The organism is Aeromonas sp. MR19, assembly GCF_963899305.1.
In the GTDB taxonomy this organism is placed as follows: domain Bacteria; phylum Pseudomonadota; class Gammaproteobacteria; order Enterobacterales; family Aeromonadaceae; genus Aeromonas; species Aeromonas bestiarum.
Genome location: NZ_CAWQWZ010000011.1, coordinates 366823 through 384051, shown reverse-complemented (window position 1 = coordinate 384051; position 17229 = coordinate 366823). Strand labels below are relative to the sequence as shown.

At 62.5% G+C, this 17229-nt stretch carries 15 protein-coding genes; 6 read left to right on the top strand and 9 right to left on the bottom strand.

Annotated elements, in window-relative coordinates; genetic code table 11:
* Nucleotides 1–24 precede the first annotated feature (24 nt).
* Nucleotides 25–645 carry an acyl carrier protein phosphodiesterase gene (locus AACQ95_RS07490; RefSeq protein ID WP_241278210.1) on the bottom strand — a complete coding sequence of 207 codons (621 nt, stop codon included), beginning with the start codon at nt 643–645 and terminating at the stop codon, nt 25–27.
* Between the two features lie 182 nt (nt 646–827).
* On the opposite strand from AACQ95_RS07490, the gene AACQ95_RS07485 reads away from it, so the two are divergent.
* Nucleotides 828–1865 (top strand): amidohydrolase family protein, encoded by a 1038-nt coding sequence (locus tag AACQ95_RS07485; RefSeq protein WP_241278657.1) that lies wholly within the window; start codon nt 828–830, stop codon nt 1863–1865.
* A gap of 92 nt (nt 1866–1957) precedes the next feature.
* On the opposite strand, the gene AACQ95_RS07480 is transcribed toward AACQ95_RS07485, so the two are convergent.
* Nucleotides 1958–2860 (bottom strand): lysine exporter LysO family protein, encoded by a 903-nt coding sequence (locus tag AACQ95_RS07480; protein WP_241278209.1) that lies wholly within the window; start codon nt 2858–2860, stop codon nt 1958–1960.
* 543 nt (nt 2861–3403) lie between these two features.
* Here AACQ95_RS07480 and AACQ95_RS07475 point away from each other — a divergent pair.
* From AACQ95_RS07475 to AACQ95_RS07460, 4 genes are all read left to right on the top strand, one after another.
* Entirely contained in the window at nt 3404–4174 is a 771-nt protein-coding gene (locus AACQ95_RS07475; protein ID WP_043136913.1) for an ABC transporter ATP-binding protein, read from the top strand.
* Nucleotides 4175–4239: 65 nt separating this feature from the next.
* A complete protein-coding gene (locus tag AACQ95_RS07470) occupies nt 4240–5013 on the top strand; it encodes an ABC transporter substrate-binding protein (RefSeq protein ID WP_043136911.1) in 774 nt (257 codons plus the stop codon).
* A 204-nt stretch (nt 5014–5217) separates the two neighbouring features.
* Entirely contained in the window at nt 5218–5958 is a 741-nt protein-coding gene (locus AACQ95_RS07465) for an ABC transporter permease (RefSeq protein ID WP_241278208.1), read from the top strand.
* A 3-nt stretch (nt 5959–5961) separates the two neighbouring features.
* Nucleotides 5962–6654, top strand: a complete 693-nt coding sequence (locus AACQ95_RS07460; protein WP_042641721.1) for an ABC transporter permease — start codon at nt 5962–5964, stop codon at nt 6652–6654.
* Nucleotides 6655–6705: 51 nt separating this feature from the next.
* Here the strand turns inward: AACQ95_RS07460 and AACQ95_RS07455 are convergent, their stop codons facing one another.
* The 3 genes from AACQ95_RS07455 to AACQ95_RS07445 form a co-directional block, all read right to left on the bottom strand.
* Nucleotides 6706–7347, bottom strand: a complete 642-nt coding sequence (locus tag AACQ95_RS07455; RefSeq protein ID WP_241278207.1) for an energy-coupling factor ABC transporter permease — start codon at nt 7345–7347, stop codon at nt 6706–6708.
* A 97-nt stretch (nt 7348–7444) separates the two neighbouring features.
* Nucleotides 7445–8251 carry a pyruvate formate lyase 1-activating protein gene (pflA, locus tag AACQ95_RS07450; RefSeq protein ID WP_241278206.1) on the bottom strand — a complete coding sequence of 269 codons (807 nt, stop codon included), beginning with the start codon at nt 8249–8251 and terminating at the stop codon, nt 7445–7447.
* A gap of 65 nt (nt 8252–8316) precedes the next feature.
* A complete protein-coding gene (locus AACQ95_RS07445; RefSeq protein WP_043557093.1) occupies nt 8317–11256 on the bottom strand; it encodes a sensor domain-containing phosphodiesterase in 2940 nt (979 codons plus the stop codon).
* A 134-nt stretch (nt 11257–11390) separates the two neighbouring features.
* Between AACQ95_RS07445 and AACQ95_RS07440 the strand changes: the two genes are divergently transcribed.
* On the top strand, nt 11391–13061 hold the full coding sequence (locus tag AACQ95_RS07440; protein WP_241278205.1) for an FAD-dependent oxidoreductase: 1671 nt from the start codon (nt 11391–11393) through the stop codon (nt 13059–13061).
* Between the two features lie 91 nt (nt 13062–13152).
* Here AACQ95_RS07440 and AACQ95_RS07435 read toward each other — a convergent pair whose 3' ends face one another.
* The 4 genes from AACQ95_RS07435 to AACQ95_RS07420 are packed head-to-tail and all read right to left on the bottom strand — an operon-like array spanning nt 13153 to nt 17212.
* The gene (locus AACQ95_RS07435) at nt 13153–13581 is read right to left on the bottom strand and encodes an ion channel (protein WP_016350335.1); all 429 of its coding nucleotides are present in this window, start codon (nt 13579–13581) and stop codon (nt 13153–13155) included.
* Nucleotide 13582: 1 nt separating this feature from the next.
* Nucleotides 13583–14611 carry a hypothetical protein gene (locus AACQ95_RS07430; RefSeq protein ID WP_241278204.1) on the bottom strand — a complete coding sequence of 343 codons (1029 nt, stop codon included), beginning with the start codon at nt 14609–14611 and terminating at the stop codon, nt 13583–13585.
* Nucleotides 14612–14619: 8 nt separating this feature from the next.
* Nucleotides 14620–15714, bottom strand: coding sequence for an HlyD family secretion protein (locus AACQ95_RS07425; RefSeq protein WP_241278203.1), 1095 nt, complete (start codon nt 15712–15714; stop codon nt 14620–14622).
* Nucleotides 15707–17212, bottom strand: a complete 1506-nt coding sequence (locus AACQ95_RS07420; protein ID WP_241278202.1) for an efflux transporter outer membrane subunit — start codon at nt 17210–17212, stop codon at nt 15707–15709. Before AACQ95_RS07420 ends, AACQ95_RS07425 begins: the two co-directional genes overlap by 8 nt.
* Nucleotides 17213–17229 lie beyond the last annotated feature (17 nt).

The window sequence follows — 17229 nt, the reverse complement described above, 5'->3', positions numbered from 1 at the left end:
AGAAGGCCCCTCACGGGGTCTTTTTTATGGCCGCACGCCGGCGTGGCCGCCAGTCTCGCGATAGTGGGCGAGCTGCTGCTCGCTAAAACTCATCAACTGGGGATAAAAGCGCAGAAATCCCTGCTCGCCATTGTGCCAGCTGGCATCGTCCAGGGTGGCGAGGGCATCGCCCAGCAAGATGGGGCGGCGCAACCGGTGACCTATGCCGTTGAGGGCGCGGCCCAGTCCCTCCCTGTGGCGATAGGAGGCGATCCAGTTTTGCTCCGCCATCCGCGTGAGCGCAACGGGCAAGCCATCCGGCAGGCGCCGATGATCCGCCAGCAGCTGCCCATAACTCTGCTGCAGAAAGCGGGGCAGGGGGTCTTCACCAAATTGTGGCCAGTGCAGGCTGAGCCAGTGGTCGTAGAGCATGTCCACCAGGATGCCGCCAAAGCGGCGCCAGGGCGCCTCGAAGCAGGCCACTGCCGCCCTGTGCTCTGGGTGGGCATCGGTGAAGGCATCGATTTTGCGGTGCAGCCAGATCCCCTCATCGAAGGCGGGGCCGAGCGTGCTTGGCAAAGGGCCCTTGACGAAATCCCCCAGCAGGTTGCCGGTGAGGGAGCTTTGGGTATGGGCGGCCAGATGCAGGTGAGCCAGATAGTTCATGACGGTGGATGTCGACCAGCAAACGGGAATTGCTGGTGAGCCTAGCCGATCCCCTCTCCCTTGCCTATGCCGAACATGGCAAACTGGCCGGCAGGCACTGCCGTTACCGAGAGGCCAATGGTGGGTAAATAGCGATTTCTCTCTTTTCCCCGCAGGGGGATAGCTTGCAAGGAGTAGCCATGATGTTGACCCTGATCGAGGGCGCCGAGATCTTCAGTCCCACCCACCTCGGCCAGCAGGATCTGCTGGTGGCCGATGGCCGCATTGCCTGGATGGGCAAGGGGTTGACGGCCCCCGCAGATTGGCCGTTGACGCGGATCGATGGTCGCAGTCGCTACCTGGTGCCCGGGCTGATGGATCCGCTGGCCCATATCACCGGGGGCGGCGGCAAGGGGGGCTTTGCCTTTCGCACGCCCGAACTCGCCGCGAGTGAGGCCCTCAAGGCGGGGGTGAGCGCCTTCATGTATACCGGCTCCTACCATCTGCCGGTCAAGACACTCACCGGCACGGTGGAGTCCGACATCATGCTCATTCCCGAAGTGCTGGGGGTGGGGGAGCTGGCCATCAGCGATCACAGATCCAGCGCCCCCACCCATGACGAGCTGGCCCGGCTGGTGAGCGAGGCGCGGGTGGCCGGGCTGCTCTCGGGCAAGAGCGGCGTCAGCTTCTTCCATCTGGGGGATGGCCGCGGGGCGCTGGCACCGCTGCGGACCCTGCGCGATGAAACCGACATTCCGCTGCGCCAGCTCTATCCCACCCACTGCAACCGCAACCCCTGGCTGTTTGCCGAGGCGATAGCCTGGGGCAAGGCGGGAGGCTGGGTCGATCTCACCACTTCCAGCTTCCCCGATCTGGTGGAGGATGGCGAACGGCTGGCCGCCGATGGATTGACCGAATTGCTGGCCGCCGGCGTGCCTGCCGATCGCATCACGTTCAGCTCAGATGCCAACGCCAGCCTGCCGCGCTTCGATGCGGAGGGGCGATTGATCGAAATGCGCTGCGGCCAGATTGCCAGCCTGTGGCAGGAGTGCGTACGCGCCTGCCAGCTCGGGGTGTCGCTCGAGGTGGCGCTGGCGGTGGTGAGTACCCATCCGGCACGAGCGCTGGGATTGGCCGCAAAGGGGAGGATCGCAGTGGGGCAGGATGCGGATCTGCTGCTGATCCATCCCCACTCTTTCGCCATCGAGCGGGTGATGAGCGGCGGTCAGTGGCGCGGATGAACGGCGGATAGCGCGAGAGTGCGGTATATCCAGATGAAGGAAGCCCGACAGCAATGTCGGGCTTCTTTGATTCTGCGGGCGGCAAGTGTGGCCTAGATCGCCAGGAATCCCAGGATCAGGATGGGGCCGAGCAGGCTCAGGATAAAGCCGGAGACGATGGCCACAGGCACCATCTGGATGCCACCGGATTTTTGAATGACCGGCAGGGTGAAGTCCAGTGCGGTGGCGCCGCCGTAGCCGATGGCGGCGGAGGGGTGGCGACGCATCAGCATGGGAATGATGAGGATGGCGATGAGCTCGCGGCCCAGATCGTTGATAAAGGCGGCTGAGCCGAGCATGGGCCCCAGCTTGTCGGCCACCAGAATGCCGGAGAGCGAATACCAGCCGAAGCTGGAGCTGAGCGCCAGGGCGTGGCTCAGCGGCATGCCCAGCAGCTGGGCCGCCACCACGCTGCCCAGCCAGCTGCTGATGATGACGGTGAAGGCGATCTTCATGCCCCAGGGGTTGAGCAGGATCTGGCGAAGCCGCATGCCGGAGTTGCGCATCTGCACCCCGATGAGCAACAGCAGCAGCATCAGGGCCCACTCGCTTAAGCGATCGATGGGCAGGGCTTGCAGATCGACCAGCAGCCCCAGCAGCACGCCCCCCAGCACCACGAAGCAGAGCTGGAGGGATTCCCACAGCAGGTGCAGCTTGCTCGGCATCTTGGCGTCGCTCGCCTCGTGGGTCGGTGGGCTGCGCTTGTCCAGCCACCAGAGCGCCAGCAGGTTGCAGAGGGTAATGGCGGCCAGCATGACACCGGCCACCTTGAAGATCACCGCCAGATTGCTGCCGAGGTTTTCCACATAGGCCAGTCCCAGCCCCATCAGAAACAGGATGAGGTAGACCATCTTGCCGAGGGACTGATTGACCAGCTTGATGAGCCGGGCGGAGGAGAGGGGGATCAGATAGCCGACGCCTAACGGCAGCAGGATCAGCAATACATTGAGCAACATCGGGGCCTCGATCACAAAAACTGATAAAAATGACACCTTATCACTACTTATTGGCTCTGTGTCACATTTCTGTGAGTTTGGATGGCTCATCCGGGGCTTTTTATCAGGTTGTTATGTTTTTGGTGCAAGCAGCTGCACTCATTTGGCTCAAAGGCCCACCTTGGTGCGGCAAGCGTGCCGCCATAAAATCACGCTCATCGCCGATTTTTCAACAAGATGCAAACATCGATGGGGTGAATAAAGTCGCTTTCGCCATCTTGCTGTCATGATGTCGGAATTTTCTTGCCACCCTTGCGATCAGGGTATAAAAAGGCGGTGTCGCTCGACGGGTCCAAACCAAGTTTTATGCAGACAAAGTGCTGAAAAATACCAGTGAGACCAATAAAAATACAGACAAAACACCAAAGACCTCTGTTCTGTATTGTTTTTTAACTATTCGAGTGATATTTTCGCTGAAGGTTGCCATCGGTTAACTTTTTGTTAAATCCATGATGGTGTGAGTCACGCCCCAGCGGCGTCTAGGGACAGACAAGGTTGTAATGGATGAGTGACGTTGCCGCACTGGAAGTTCGTGAACTGCACAAGTATTTCGGCACCCACGAAGTGCTCAAGGGCATCGATATGACAGCCCGCAAGGGGGATGTCATCTCCCTGATCGGCTCCTCCGGCTCGGGGAAGTCGACCTTTCTTCGTTGTATCAATCTGCTGGAAACACCCTCTTCCGGCACAGTTTCACTCCATGGCGAGCTTATTCGCATGAAATCCAACCGGGCCGGTGAGCGGCTGCCGGAGGACATGCGTCAGGTGGAGCGCATTCGCAGCCGGTTGGCCATGGTGTTTCAAAGTTTCAACCTCTGGTCGCACATGACCATAATGCAGAACATCATAGAGGTGCCTATCCAGGTGCTGAAAGTCCCCCGCGCCGAGGCCATCGCCAAGGCGGAACACCTGCTCAACCGGGTGGGTCTGTGGGAGCGGCGAGATTATTATCCCGGTCACCTCTCCGGCGGCCAGCAGCAGCGGGCGGCCATCGCCAGGGCGCTGGCGGTGGAGCCCGAGGTGATGCTGTTTGACGAACCCACCTCGGCGCTGGACCCCGAGCTGGTGGGGGAGGTACTCGGCCTGATGCGCGAGCTGGCCGAAGAGGGGCGCACCATGCTGGTGGTGACCCACGAGATGTCGTTTGCCCGTGATGTGTCGAACAAGGTAATGTTTCTGCATCAGGGGCGCGTGGAAGAGGAGGGCAATCCCAAGGAGATCTTCGCCCATCCCAAGTCGGAACGGTTCAAGCAATTCATCTCCTCCATCTATTGATGGGCGGGATCTGTTTTCAACAAGCTGCAACTTCAACAGTCGACGATTTTATCAAGGAGAGATACATGAACAAGCTGATGCTGGCGACTGCCATAGTCACTGCCCTGTCTTCCGGCAGCCTGATGGCCAAGGAGTGGAAAGAGGTGCGGATCGGGGTCGAGGGTGCATACCCTCCCTTCTCTTGGACCGAGCCCAGTGGCGAGGTGAAAGGCTTCGATATCGACATCGCCAACGCCCTGTGCGAAGAGATGAAGGTGAAGTGTACCCTGGTCAAGCAAGACTGGGACGGCATCATTCCGGCGCTGCTGTCGCGCAAATATGACGCCATCATAGCCACCATGGACATCACCGAAGAGCGCAAGAAGAAGGTGGACTTCACCCAGAAGTATCAGCACATTCCGGCCCGCTTCGCCGCCAAGAAGGGCACAGAGGTCAAGCTCGACAAGGCCTTCATGGACGGTAAAACCGTGGCGGTGCAACGCGCCACTTCCATGGATACCTACATCACGGACAACTTCCCGAACGCCACCATCAAGCGTTATGGCACCGCAGATGAAGCCTATCTCGATCTGAAATCTGGTCGGGTTGACTATGTGATGGCCGACTCCGCCGCCATCAGCGACGGTCTGCTGAAGAAGGAAGGGGGCGATGCCTACGAGTTCGTCGGCCCGAAACTGACCGATCCCAAGTGGTTTGGCGAGGGTGCCGGCATAGCGGTACGCAAGGCTGACAAGGATCTGAAAGAGAAATTCAACGCCGCCATCCTGGCGCTGCGCGCCAACGGCAAGTACAAGGCAATCAACGACAAGTACTTCGACTTCGACGTCTACGGCGAGTAACCCCCAGGCACGCTACACAGGGTAGCAGCCGAAGGGATTGCGGCGAATCATCACGACAGGTTGACCCTCGTCTGTAGTCATCGGGCCCGTTGTCTCTCGCAAGGGAGCGATGGGCCCGCTTAGTTGCAATGGAGCTGCATGTGTTTGGTTTGAAAGGATATTGGGACGGGCTGGCCCGCTCAATGCGTTGCAATGGAGCCGCATATGTTTGATTTGAAAGGATACGAAGCCTCCCTGCTGGAGGGCGCCTGGATCACCCTGGAGGTGGCGCTGGCCTCGCTACTGCTGGCGTTGCTGCTGGGCATGCTGGGAGCACTCGCCAAGCTCTCCCCCTACAAGTGGGCACGTGGCATCGCCACCGCCTACACCACCGTCATTCGTGGCATTCCCGATCTGGTGCTGATGATGCTGCTGTTCTTCGGCGGCCAGGTGCTGATCAACAACCTCTGCAGCTGGGTCAACGAGAGCTACAACAACTACCTGCTGGCGAGCGATCCGAACCAGGAGTGGGTCTCCCTGCTGCCTGACTACATCGACATCAGCCCGTTCGCGGCTGGTGTGGCCACCATAGGCTTCATCTTCGGCGCCTACATGACAGAGACTTTCCGCGGCGCCATTCTGGCGGTGGACAAGGGGGAGCTGGAAGCGGCTCGCGCCTTTGGCATGCGGGCGACCCAGGTGTTTGTGCGGATCCTCTTCCCCCAGATGATGCGCCACGCCCTGCCGGGCTTTGGCAACAACTGGCTGGTGCTGCTGAAAACCACGGCGCTGGTCTCCATCATCGGGCTCGATGACATGGTGCGCAAAGCATCCCTGGCGGCGGGGTCGACCCAGCAGCCCTTCACCTTCTACATGGCGGTGGCCCTGATCTTCCTGATCTTCACTGCGGTCTCCACCTCGGCACTGAAATGGGCCGAGCGTCACTACGCGATAAAGACGAGGTAAGCCATGGATTTCTCAATCATTCTCAAAGAGTGGCCCACCTACTGGGAGGGGCTCTACACCACGGTGCTGCTGGTGGCTGCCTCTCTGGTGCTCGGCCTGGCTCTGGCGGTGCCCATGGGGATACTGCGCAACAGCCGCAACTGGCTGATCAAGGGGCCGATCTGGGCCTACATCTACTTCTTCCGTGGCACCCCGCTGCTGGTGCAGCTGTTCATCATCTACTACGGCGCCGCCCAGTGGGAGTGGCTGAAAAACAGCGCCGCCTGGGAGCTGTTCGCCCAGGCCTGGTTCTGCGCCCTGCTGGCGTTCACCCTCAACACGGGGGCCTATACCGCCGAGATAGTGCGCGGCGCCGTGCTCAACATGCCCAAGGGACAGATCGAAGCGGCCAACGCCTTTGGCATGACCCGCTGGCAGACCCTGACCCGCATCATATTGCCCAACTCGTTTCGCCGTGCGCTGCCCGCCTACAGCAACGAGGTGATCTTCATGCTGCAGGGCTCGGCGGTGGCCGGCATCATCACCATAGTCGACCTGACAGGTGCGGCGCGGATCATCAATTCCCGCTACTACAGCCCGTTCGAGGCGTTTTTGACCGCAGGCCTGCTCTACATGCTGCTGACCTTCGTCATCGTCTGGCTGTTCAAGAAGTGGGAGGCCCGCTGGCACGCCCACCTGCGCCCCCGCACCGTGTAATCCCCATAAAAAAAGCCCGCAATCGCGGGCTTTTTTGTGGGTGATCGTTACTCAGCGCCCCAGGTATTCCCGATCGAAGAAGGTGTTGACCCAGTGGGGGCGATAGATGGCGAGCAGTGTCATTGTCATGCCGTTGAGCAGGGCTTCGGGGAAGAGCAGCAGCGGCCAGATGGAGAGGTAGTCGGCGCTGATGGTGTGCCACGGATAGGTGCCACTCATGCCCATCAGCAGGGCGCTGGCGATCACCTTGACCGAGATGCTCAGCGCCCCGCCGCCGAAGGCGACCACGAACAGGTAGACGAACAGGTGGCGGGGCATCCAGGCCCAGCTGGCCAGAAACAGCAGCCAAGTGGTGGCCACGGGCAGGGCGATGCCGATCAGCGCCTGCCAGCCGATGTCGGCGAGCTCGATGACATTGAAGTAGCCGAGCACCAGCAGTGTCAGGCAGGGAGCGAGCAGGGCGAGGCGCCATCCCAGCAGCAGGGTCAGGCTGGTGAGGCCGAGAAAGTGCACCTCCAGCCCCTCGTGCAGGCCGGCACGCAAGACCCAGAGTGGTACCAGGGCTATGGCGCCGCCAAGGCAGAGGTGCTGATAGAGTGGCTGGGCAAGCAGGGTTCGCAGCAGGGCGCCGCGCAGGCTGAATATAAGCAGCAATAGCCAGAGCAGGAGGGCTGCGGCTTGTCCTTCACTCATGGCATGTCCTTGTCATGTGATGGCGTACTGAGCGAGCAGGGGTGACGGATAACAATAACAAGGGCTGGCGTCTTCCCTGCCAGCCCTGCTGTAACAATCAGTATTTGACGAGCTTGTGATACTTGCTGAGGATGCTCTGAACGCGGTCCATGGTCTCCTTGCTGGGGGGCTTGATCCCGGTCAGATCATAGTTTTCACCCAGTACGTCCCACTTGTGCTTGCCCAGCTCGTGGTAGGGCAGCAGCTCCACCTTCTCGACGCAATCACCCAGTTCGGCGATGAACTGGCCCAGCCCTTCGGCGCTCTCGTCATCGTCTGACCAGGTCGGCACCACCACGTAGCGGATCCACATGGTCTTGCCCCTGGCGGCCAGGTAGCGGGCGAACTCCAGGGTGTACTTGTTGCTGACGTGGGTGAGCGGTATGTGCTTCTCGTCATTGATCTGCTTGATGTCGAGCAGCACCAGATCCGTGTTGTCGAGCACCTTGTCGAGCTGTTCGTCGTAGTGACGCACGAAGCCGTTGGTATCGAGACAGGTGTGTATGCCTTTCTCTTTGCAGGCGGCGAACAGTTCGGCGATGAAGTTTTGTTGCAACATGGCTTCGCCACCCGAGGCGGTCACGCCACCGCCGGAGGCATTCATGAAGTGACGATAGCTGGTGATGTCGCTCATCAACTCCGGCACCGTCACTTCGCGGCCACCCTGGGTGTCCCAGGTGTCCCGGTTGTGGCAGTACTTGCAGCGCATCAGGCAGCCTTGCATGAACACGATAAACCGTATCCCGGGGCCATCGACGGTGCCGCAGGTTTCAACGGAATGGATCCGGCCAATGATCCCGGACGCGCTGGTTTCAGCGACCACACCGCTGGTTTCGACAGCAGGGATCCGATTAATGACAGACATAGACAACTCCAACGATTCGAGCAGGTCGTTATTTTATTACATAAAGCCCTATAAATCCTACATGTTTAGCCCGGTTGGGGCGAACCCAGCAGGCTCTCCAGGGCCCTGACAGTGAGTGGCCGACTGGTCAGGAAGCCTTGATAATGCTGGCATCCCAGCGCTTTGAGGATGGCGAGCTGCTCCTCATCTTCCACCCCTTCGGCGGTGACGGTAAAGCGGAAAACCTTGGCCAGATCCAAGATCGCCTTGACGATGGCCTTGTCCTGTTCGCTGTGCACCAGGGTCTGAATGAAACTTCTGTCGAGCTTCACCTCGTCCGCCGGCAAGTCGCGCAGGTAGGCGAGAGACGAGTAGCCGGTGCCGAAGTCGTCGATGGAGAGCAGGATGCCGAGATCCTTGAGCTGCCGCATGCGGGCTATGCTCTCCAGCCGGTTCTCCAGCACCACGGATTCGGTCACCTCCAGCAGCAGGCGGGAGGGGGGCACGCCTGTGTCGCGCAATATGTACTCCACCTGCTGCACGAACCCCGCTGTGTGGAACTGGCGGGCGCTGACGTTGACCGACAGGTGGGGAATGGCAAAGCCGCGGTTGAGCCAGAAGCTGTACTGGGCGCAGGCGGTCTTCATCACCCAGTAGCCTATGTCCTGGATGAGGCTGGTCTCCTCGGCGATGGGGATGAAGTCTCCCGGCGGCACCATGGTGCCGTCGCTGCGCTGCCAACGCAGCAGCGCCTCTATCCCTGACAAGCTGCCGTTGTCGACCCTGTATTGCGGCTGGTAGTAAAGCTGCAGTTCGTGATTGCGCAGGGCATCGCGCAGCTGGTTGTTGAGGGCCAGCTTGTTTTTCTCCTTCTCCGCCATGGCCTCGCTGAAGAACACATAGTTGCCCTGGCCGGAGCGCTTGGCCATGTGCGTGGCGGTATCGGCCTGCTGCATCAGCACCAGATGATCCTGATCCTCGTTGGAGAAGAGGCTGATCCCCACAGAGGCGCTGCAGTGCAGCTTGTGATCCTCGATGTCGAACGGGGTGCGAAACAGCCCCATCAGCTCGCGGGCGAAGTGCTCGGCCAGGATCTTGGCGGTGACATAGCCCTGACCCAGGGCGGTGAACAGCAGGGCGAACTCGTCCCCCGAGATGCGGGCCAGCACCAGGTTGTCCTGGGGCAGCCCCTTGAGCCGCTCCACCACGGCTTGCAGCAGCAGATCACCGCAGGCGTGGCCGAGGGAGTCGTTGATCGACTTGAAGTTGTCCAGATCCACCAGCAACAGGGCGCCCCACTGGCCACTGGGTGCCTGCAGGGTGCGCTGCATGATGTCGTTGAGGCTGCGCCTGTTGTAGAGGCCGCACAGATCGTCGTAATAGGCGAGCTGCTCTATGTGGCGGGCGGCGTCCTTCTCCCGGGTGATGTCGTAGAAACTGCAGACGTAATGGCTGAGCTCGCCATGCTCGTCCTTGACGCCGCTCACCATCAGCCGCACCGGGAACAGGTGACCATCCTGGTGCAGGCAGCGCTCCTCGCCCATCCAGAATTCCTGCTCATCGACCGCCCGCCTGACATCCTCTTTCAGGTGATCGCCGTAATAGGTGGGTCTCAGCTTGACGATATGCTGGCCGATCATCTCATCATCGCCAAAGCCGGTGATGCGGCCAAAGGAGCGGTTGACCTTGAGGATGATCCCCTGGTGATCCATCACCAGCAGGCCGTCGTGGGTGTTGAAGGCCACCTCCGCCAGGCGCAGGGCATCGTCGGCGGCGAGCCGCTGCAGTTCGATGGCGGCCCGCTCGTGCTGGCTGCTGAGGGCATCGAGCAGGGGCATGGGGTCGGCCAGCGGCTCGTCGAGCAGCAGGGTGAGCTGGCCCATGGGGGCGCCGCTCGGCCCGTGCAGCGGTATGCCGACATAGGCCCTGGCGTTGAGGGCCAGCAACTGGGCCGCCTGGGGGTAGCGCAGGGGCAGGTCTTCCACATAGACAGCCTGACCGTGCTGGAACAGCTCCTGGCCGGGGCCCGGATCCATCTGTATGGGTTTGAGGACGGAGAAGGTCTCCCCCTCCAGCACGCAGCGCGGAATGATCCAGAGATCCTGGCCGCGCGGCTGGTACTCACCGATCCAGCCGATGCGGGCGCCACAGGCGGTCATGGCCCAGTGCACCAGGGCGCGGCAATAGGCGATGCCGGTCAGCAGGGTCAGCTCGGCCGGCAGGGTCAGCCCGGGGCTGAGCAGGGGCTCGGGTTCCGGCTGCCAGTGGCCGAGCAGTTGGGCGCTGTGGCGCACCAGCTGCAGCATCTCCTCGCTGAGTGGGGTGGCGTTGAGGTATTCGAGGCTCAGCACGCCTATGAGTTTTTCCTGCTCCAGCAGGGCTCCGTCGAGGCGCGAGCTTATCCCCGCGCTGGCCAGGTAATAGTGCTGGCTCAGCATGGGCTGGTGCGCGGCTTCGGAAAAGCTCAAGGACTTGCGGGTGCGCAGGGCGCGTATGTAGCGGCTGTCACCCCGGATGGCCGAGAGCCCCTCGGCGCCGAGGGCAAAGACTGGGGTCAGCTGCTCGCTGCCGAGCGAACCGTTGGCCTGATAGTGCCAAAGAATAAGGCGATCGGCCCCCAGGCTCTCCTTGAGGGCCTCCAGCATGGCGGCAAACTGCTGCTGGCTGGCCATCTGGCTCAGCCGTGGCAACTGCAACGCCAGATCGGCGATGGGCTCCTGGCGCAGGGTCTGCAGGCAGATGAGCCAGAAGGCATCCTGCTCGTGGGAGAGGGCTATGTGCCACTGTTGGCCGGCGAAGCGCAGCACCAGCTTGCCTCCCTGGCCGCTGGCAAGGGCTTGTTCTATGGGCAGGCGCAGGGCATCGGGCAACTGGGCGGGCCAGGCGCTTCTCGGTTCATCCAGCCAGTAGAGCGGGGTTTGCATCACATCGGTCAGGGCGACCAGCCGTTGGCTGCGCACATCCAGACGAAAGAACAGGGGTGTCTGGCTGGCAGGGGGAAGGTGACTGAGCGCGGTAGACGACATGAACTGGTAACATCCTGTTGAACAACTGTCGGGTGGCAAGAATACTGCAAAATCGACGCAAACAAAATTTCATTGAAATCTAAATTAGATATTACTAATGTAGTGGCAATCTGTAGTTAACCGGAGTCTTGCTGATGAAACGGATCCTGATTGTAGGCGGTGTGGCGGGCGGTGCCTCGGCGGCGGCCAGAGCCCGCCGTCTGAGCGAAACGGCCGAGATAGTGATGTTCGAGCGGGGCGAGTTTGTCAGCTTCGCCAACTGTGGTCTGCCTTATCATATCGGTGGCGACATTCAGGACCGCTCGGCCCTGCTGCTGCAGACGCCGCAGAGCTTCAAGCGCCGTTTCAACGTGGATGTGCGGGTCTTTCACGATGTGATCGACATCGACAGGGCCGGCAAGACCCTCCTGGTGCGCAACCTGCTCACCGGCGAAGAGCGGCGCGAATCTTATGATCAGCTGCTGCTGAGCCCGGGGGCGGCCCCCATTCGCCCGCCTTTCCCCGGCATCGACAGCCAAGGCGTGCATACCCTGCGCAACATTCCGGACATGGACCGCATACTGGCGGCGCTGCAGCGCGATGATCCGCGCCACGTCACAGTGGTGGGGGGCGGCTTCATCGGGCTGGAGATGATGGAGGCACTGCACCAGCGCAAGCTGGATGTCACCCTGCTGGAGCTCTCCGATCAGGTGATGGCACCGGTGGACAGAGAGATGGCCAACATGCTCCATGCCCGTATCCGCGAAGAGGGGATCGACCTGCGGCTGCGCACCGGCCTCTCGGCCATCGAGCGCCTGGACGGCCAGCCGGCGCAAACGGCCAGCACCGGCTTGCGGCTGACCCTGAGCGACGGCACCCGGCTCGATACCGGCCTGCTGATCCTGGCCATCGGCGTCAAGCCAGAAACCCTGCTTGCCGCCAAGGCGGGGCTTGAGCTGGGGCCGCGCGGCGGCATCAAGGTGGATGTCGGCATGCGCACCTCGGATCCCTTCATCTATGCGGTGGGGGATGCGGTGGAAGAGACAGATTTTGTGACTGGCGAGTCAGTGCTGATCCCGCTGGCGGGCCCCGCCAACCGGCAGGGACGCATCGCCGCCGACAACATGCTGGGCCGAGCTGAAACCTACAAGAAGACCCAGGGTACCGCCATCTGCAAGCTGTTCGACCTGGCGGTGGCCAGCACGGGTCTCAACGAGAAGCGGCTGCTGCAGCTGGGGTTGCCGTTCGAGAAGGCCTATGTGCATCCGGGCAGTCACGCCGGTTACTACCCGGGCGCCCACCCGGTCAGCCTCAAGCTGTTGTTTGCCCCCGATGGCAAGATCTACGGTGCCCAGGCCATCGGCAAGGACGGGGTCGACAAGCGCATCGACGTGCTGGCGGTGGCCCAGCGCGCCGGGCTCAGCGTGTTTGATCTGCAGGATCTGGAGCTCACCTATGCGCCGCCGTTCGGCTCGGCCAAGGACGTGATCAACATGGCGGGCTTCGTGGCGAGCAACCACTTGAAGGGGGATACCCTGCTCTGCCACGCCGCCGAGGTGCAGGCCCGTCATCCCCATCAACAGGTGCTGGATGTGCGCAATGGCCCCGAGCTCGACAAGCTGGGTCGTATCCCGGGTGCCCTGCACATCCCCCTCGATGAGCTGCGCGGCCGGCTGGATGAACTGCCCAGGGATAAAGAGCTGCTTATCAGCTGTCAGGTGGGCTTGCGCGGTCACGTGGCCTGTCGCCTGCTGAGCCAGCACGGCTTCAAGGTGAAGAACCTCTCCGGTGGCTTCAAAACCTGGCAGATGGCCACCATCGAATAGCGCTGACCCCGAGGGGGATCCGGGTCAATATCAGCCAAAAGGCCACTCGGGGGAGTGGCCTTTTTGTTTTCGTTACTTGCCTGATGAATGGCTAGTGCGGCGTGTTGCCCAGTTGCTTGCGAACATGGTGTTGCAGGATCGCCAGCATGCAGGCGCCGGAGAGGCCTATCATCAGGGCGCCGTTGACCGCCTCGAGCGGCCCGAGCAGCTTCCACTGTGCGCTCATGACGATGTCGCCATAGCCCAGGGTGGCAAAGTTGACGCCCGAGTGGTAGACGGCCTCCTGCAGCGTGTTGAACTCGCCCAGCCACAGGAACAGGGCGCCCCAGATGCCGATCTGTACCAGATTGCCCAGCATCACCAGGGTGATGATGCCAAACAGCGCCAACACCCCGGCGAGCATGCCTTCCCGCTCACTGAATCGCTTGACGTAGAAGCGGATGCACCAGACGGACATCAGGGATTGCAACAGCATGTTGGCCAGGATCACCGGGATGCCGACCAGAAAAATGGAAAACATATCAGTCTCCTATCGATGCGTCTGCCAGTGGTCGGCCGACGGGCCAGCACTGTTCGAGCAGCCAGATACACAGCCAGCCGTAACCGGCCACCAACAGATAGAGGCCGCAGCGCATCGCGGCCGCCAGCCAGACATCCTTGCCGGTGGCACTGTCCTCGATTGCCGGACCAAACAGGATCAGCGCCGTGATCCAGGCGTTGCTCCAGAAGGAGGGCGGGAAGCGACCCCGTACCAGCTGCGTCAGTCGTCGCGCCAGCCAGAGCGTCATCAGGCCCAGCATCAGTACCAGCATCAACAGGGAGGGCCAGAGGCTGAGTCCCAGCCAGAGCACAAACGCCAGCAGGGCGCCCATCAGCGTCGACAGGACCAGCTCCCGACCCGCCTGTCTGGCATTGAGCGAGCTGCTTTGCTGAGCCAGCATCATAGTCTTCATCACCGCCGGGATATAGAACGCCGGATTGCCGAGCGCCAGCAGCCACACCGGCAGCACGATCGCGACCGCCCGCAGGGCGAGGCGCTCGGGATGCTCGGGGGGGCTTGGTTTGTGAGGCTTAGCCCCCGTTGGAGTCGACTGGGGTGGAAACAGAGCATGGGCCACCCGGTTGACCAGAGTGCCTATCAGGATCCCCAGCGCCATCATCTGGGCAATGGCGATGGCCAATGCCTGCTCGATGAGGCCGGCCACCGGGATCACTGTGATGGCCATGATGAGCAGCATGGCGGCCGCTCCCTTGCCCGCCATCGCCTGCTGCATCAGACCATGGAGCAGCAGTGCGACGAGCAGCACGGCCACCAGGGCATAGTGAGTCAGCAGAGGCACCAGCAACACGCCACCGACCATCACGGTCAGCAGCAGGATCCCGCCCATCAGCCCTTTGCCAAGGCCGAGCGGCTCGCCGGGGCGGCACAGCACCACCCAGGCCATGATGACGCCGAAGTGCGGCATGGGCAGGGCCAGCCCGTAGCAGATCAGCGTCGCCAGTGCGATGCCGGTGCCAATCCGCAGTACTGCCCTGTCGGCGTTATGCATGTGACGCCTCAGTAGAGAAAGGAGCAGAGGCTCATCAGTCGGATATAGAGGGCCCCCAGCAGGTTCATCAGCCCATTCTCGCCGGCATAGACCAGTACGTCGGCCTGACCGCCAACCCGCAGACTGGCAACGGGGGGGAGATCATCGGCCCTGAAGGCGATCTTGACCGGGAAGCGCTGAGCCTGGCGCAGCCAGTCACGGTTGTTGTCCACGCTCGGCAAGGTGCCTGCCGGTTGGCTCTTGCCGTCGCCCACCCCGTAGCCGACGCTGCGCACCTCGCCTTCGAACAAACGGCCGGGCAGGCTGTCGAGCAGGATGGCGACCCTGTCACCGGCTTGAATGTGGCCGAGGTTGTTCTCCGTCATATCTGCCGACACCCAGACGTCGTGGATGGCGATCAGCGTCATGACCGAGGCGCCGGCGCCGAGGAACTGGCCCGCGTCGGTGCGAAGATCCGTGATGAGTCCGCGGCCGGGGGCCACCATCAGGGTGTTCTTGCGATCCAGCTCGGCCTTGTGCACCGCCGAGCGGGCGCTGAGCAGCTGGGAGTTGTTGTCCCCGTTCACCCCTGCGGCTTCGATGGCCCGGCGCACGTCGGCTTCGGCCGCTACCACCTGGCTCCTGGCCGTCTCGCGGCTGGCCTGGGCCACCTCGAGGCGGCGCACCGAGATGGCACCGGGATCCTCGCGATAGAGCCGCTCCTGGCGATCGGCATCCTTGGCTGCGTTGTCATAGGCCGCACGCATGGCCTGCAGGGCCGCCTCGGCGGCCTTGACCCCTTCACCGCTCGCCTTGACGCCGCTCAAGACCGTCTGGTAGTCGGAGCGGGCCTTGGCCAGCGCTATGTCATAGGGCTCGGCATCGATTTCGAACAGCGGAGCGCCGGCCTCTACGTCCTGGTTGTCGCGCACATACACCTGCTTGATCTGGCCGGCCACCTCGGCTGCGACGGGGATCACGAAGGCCTGCACGCGAGCCTGGGAGCTGTAAGGCGTCAGCCGGTCGGCCAGCAGATACCAGCCAAGCAGCAGGACGATTAACCCCAGCAGCCCTTGGGTGGCGCGGCGGCTGGCCTGACCGGGCGAGGCAGATCTGTCAGTCATGGGTGATTACCTTGATGGTCGTGGGTGGGGGCCGGGTGGCATCGAGCAGGGGAGCCCAGTCGGCGCGGGCTCTGAGCCGGGCATCGACCTCTGGGGTCACCAGGGCGCGCGATCGTCCCGGTTCCCAGCCACCGCCGAGAGCCTTGTAGAGCGTGATGAGGTCGCGCATCTGGGCACCGCGACTGTTGACCAGGCGCTCCTGCTGGTTGAACAGGGCGCGCTGGGAGTCGAGTACCCGCTGGAAGTCGGCCATCCCCTCGCGGTACTGGGTGTTGGCGATGTCCAGAGAGCGACGGGCCGCCGCCCCTGTCTGGATCAGCAGGGCGAGCTCATCCTGGTCGTTGGCATAGGCCACGGCCGCATCGTCCACCTCGCGAGCCGCCTTGAACACGGTATCGCGATAGCGTTCGTGCAACTGCTGGAAGCGAGCATCCTGCACCAGGATCTGGTTGCCGAGCCGCCCCTGATCGAGCAGGTTCCAGCTCAGTGACGGCCCTACGGCCCAGGAGAAGGTCTCGCTGCTGCCGCTTGTAGCGCTGATCCCTAGGGTGCCGAGCAGGGTGATGGCGGGGTAGAGTTCGGCCTCTGCGACCCCGATCAGCGCCGACTGGGCGGCCAGTTGCCGCTCTGCGACGCGCACGTCGGGGCGGCGGCGCAGCAAGTCTGCCGGCATCTCGGCGACCAGTGCGAGCGCACCTTGCGGGATCTTCCCGGTATGGCGGTTCATCTCCGGCAGCGGCCCCGGAGCCCTGGCAAGCAGGGTACTGAGGGTATTCTGACTCTGGCGCAGGTTGGTTTCGAGCTGCGGGATGCCGGAGAGGGTGCCGAGGTACTGGGTCTTGGCCTGCTGCACATCCAGTTCGGCGCTGTTGCCGCTTTTGAACAGCCGCTCGGTGATCTCCAGGCTGCGCTGCTGGATGCGGGCGTTCTCATGGGCTATCTGCAGGCGGGCCTCGACTGTGCGTATGCTCACATAGAGCTGGGCCACCTGGGCAATCATCAACACCTGCACATCGTCATACTGCGCCAGGGTGGCGAAGTAGTTGGCATCCGCCGACTCGACACCACGCTGGAACCTGCCCCAGAAGTCGAGTTCCCAGCCGAGGTTGAAGCCAGCGCCATAGCGACTGCCCGCGCTGCTGTGGCCGCTCTGAGTCTGGCCGGTCTGCAGCCATTCCCCCGTGCCCACAGTGGCTTGCGGGCCGAGCAGGCTCTCGGCGATGCCGAGCTGGGCCTGGGCCTCGAGGATGCGCAGGCCCGCGATCCGTACGTCCGGGTTCTTGACCAGAGCCTCCTCGACCAGCGCAGTCAGCACGGGATCATTCAGCCGCTGCCACCACTGGTGATAGTCGACGGTGCGAGCCGCTGCTGGCATCTCGTGCTGGCTGGCGTTCTGCCAGCTGGCTATCTCCTCGACTCGGGGTGTCTGATAGTCGGGGCCTAGCAGGGTACAGGCGCCGAGCAACAGGCATGCGCCCCCGGCAAGCAGGGGGCGCATGAGAGGCAGGTCGGGGG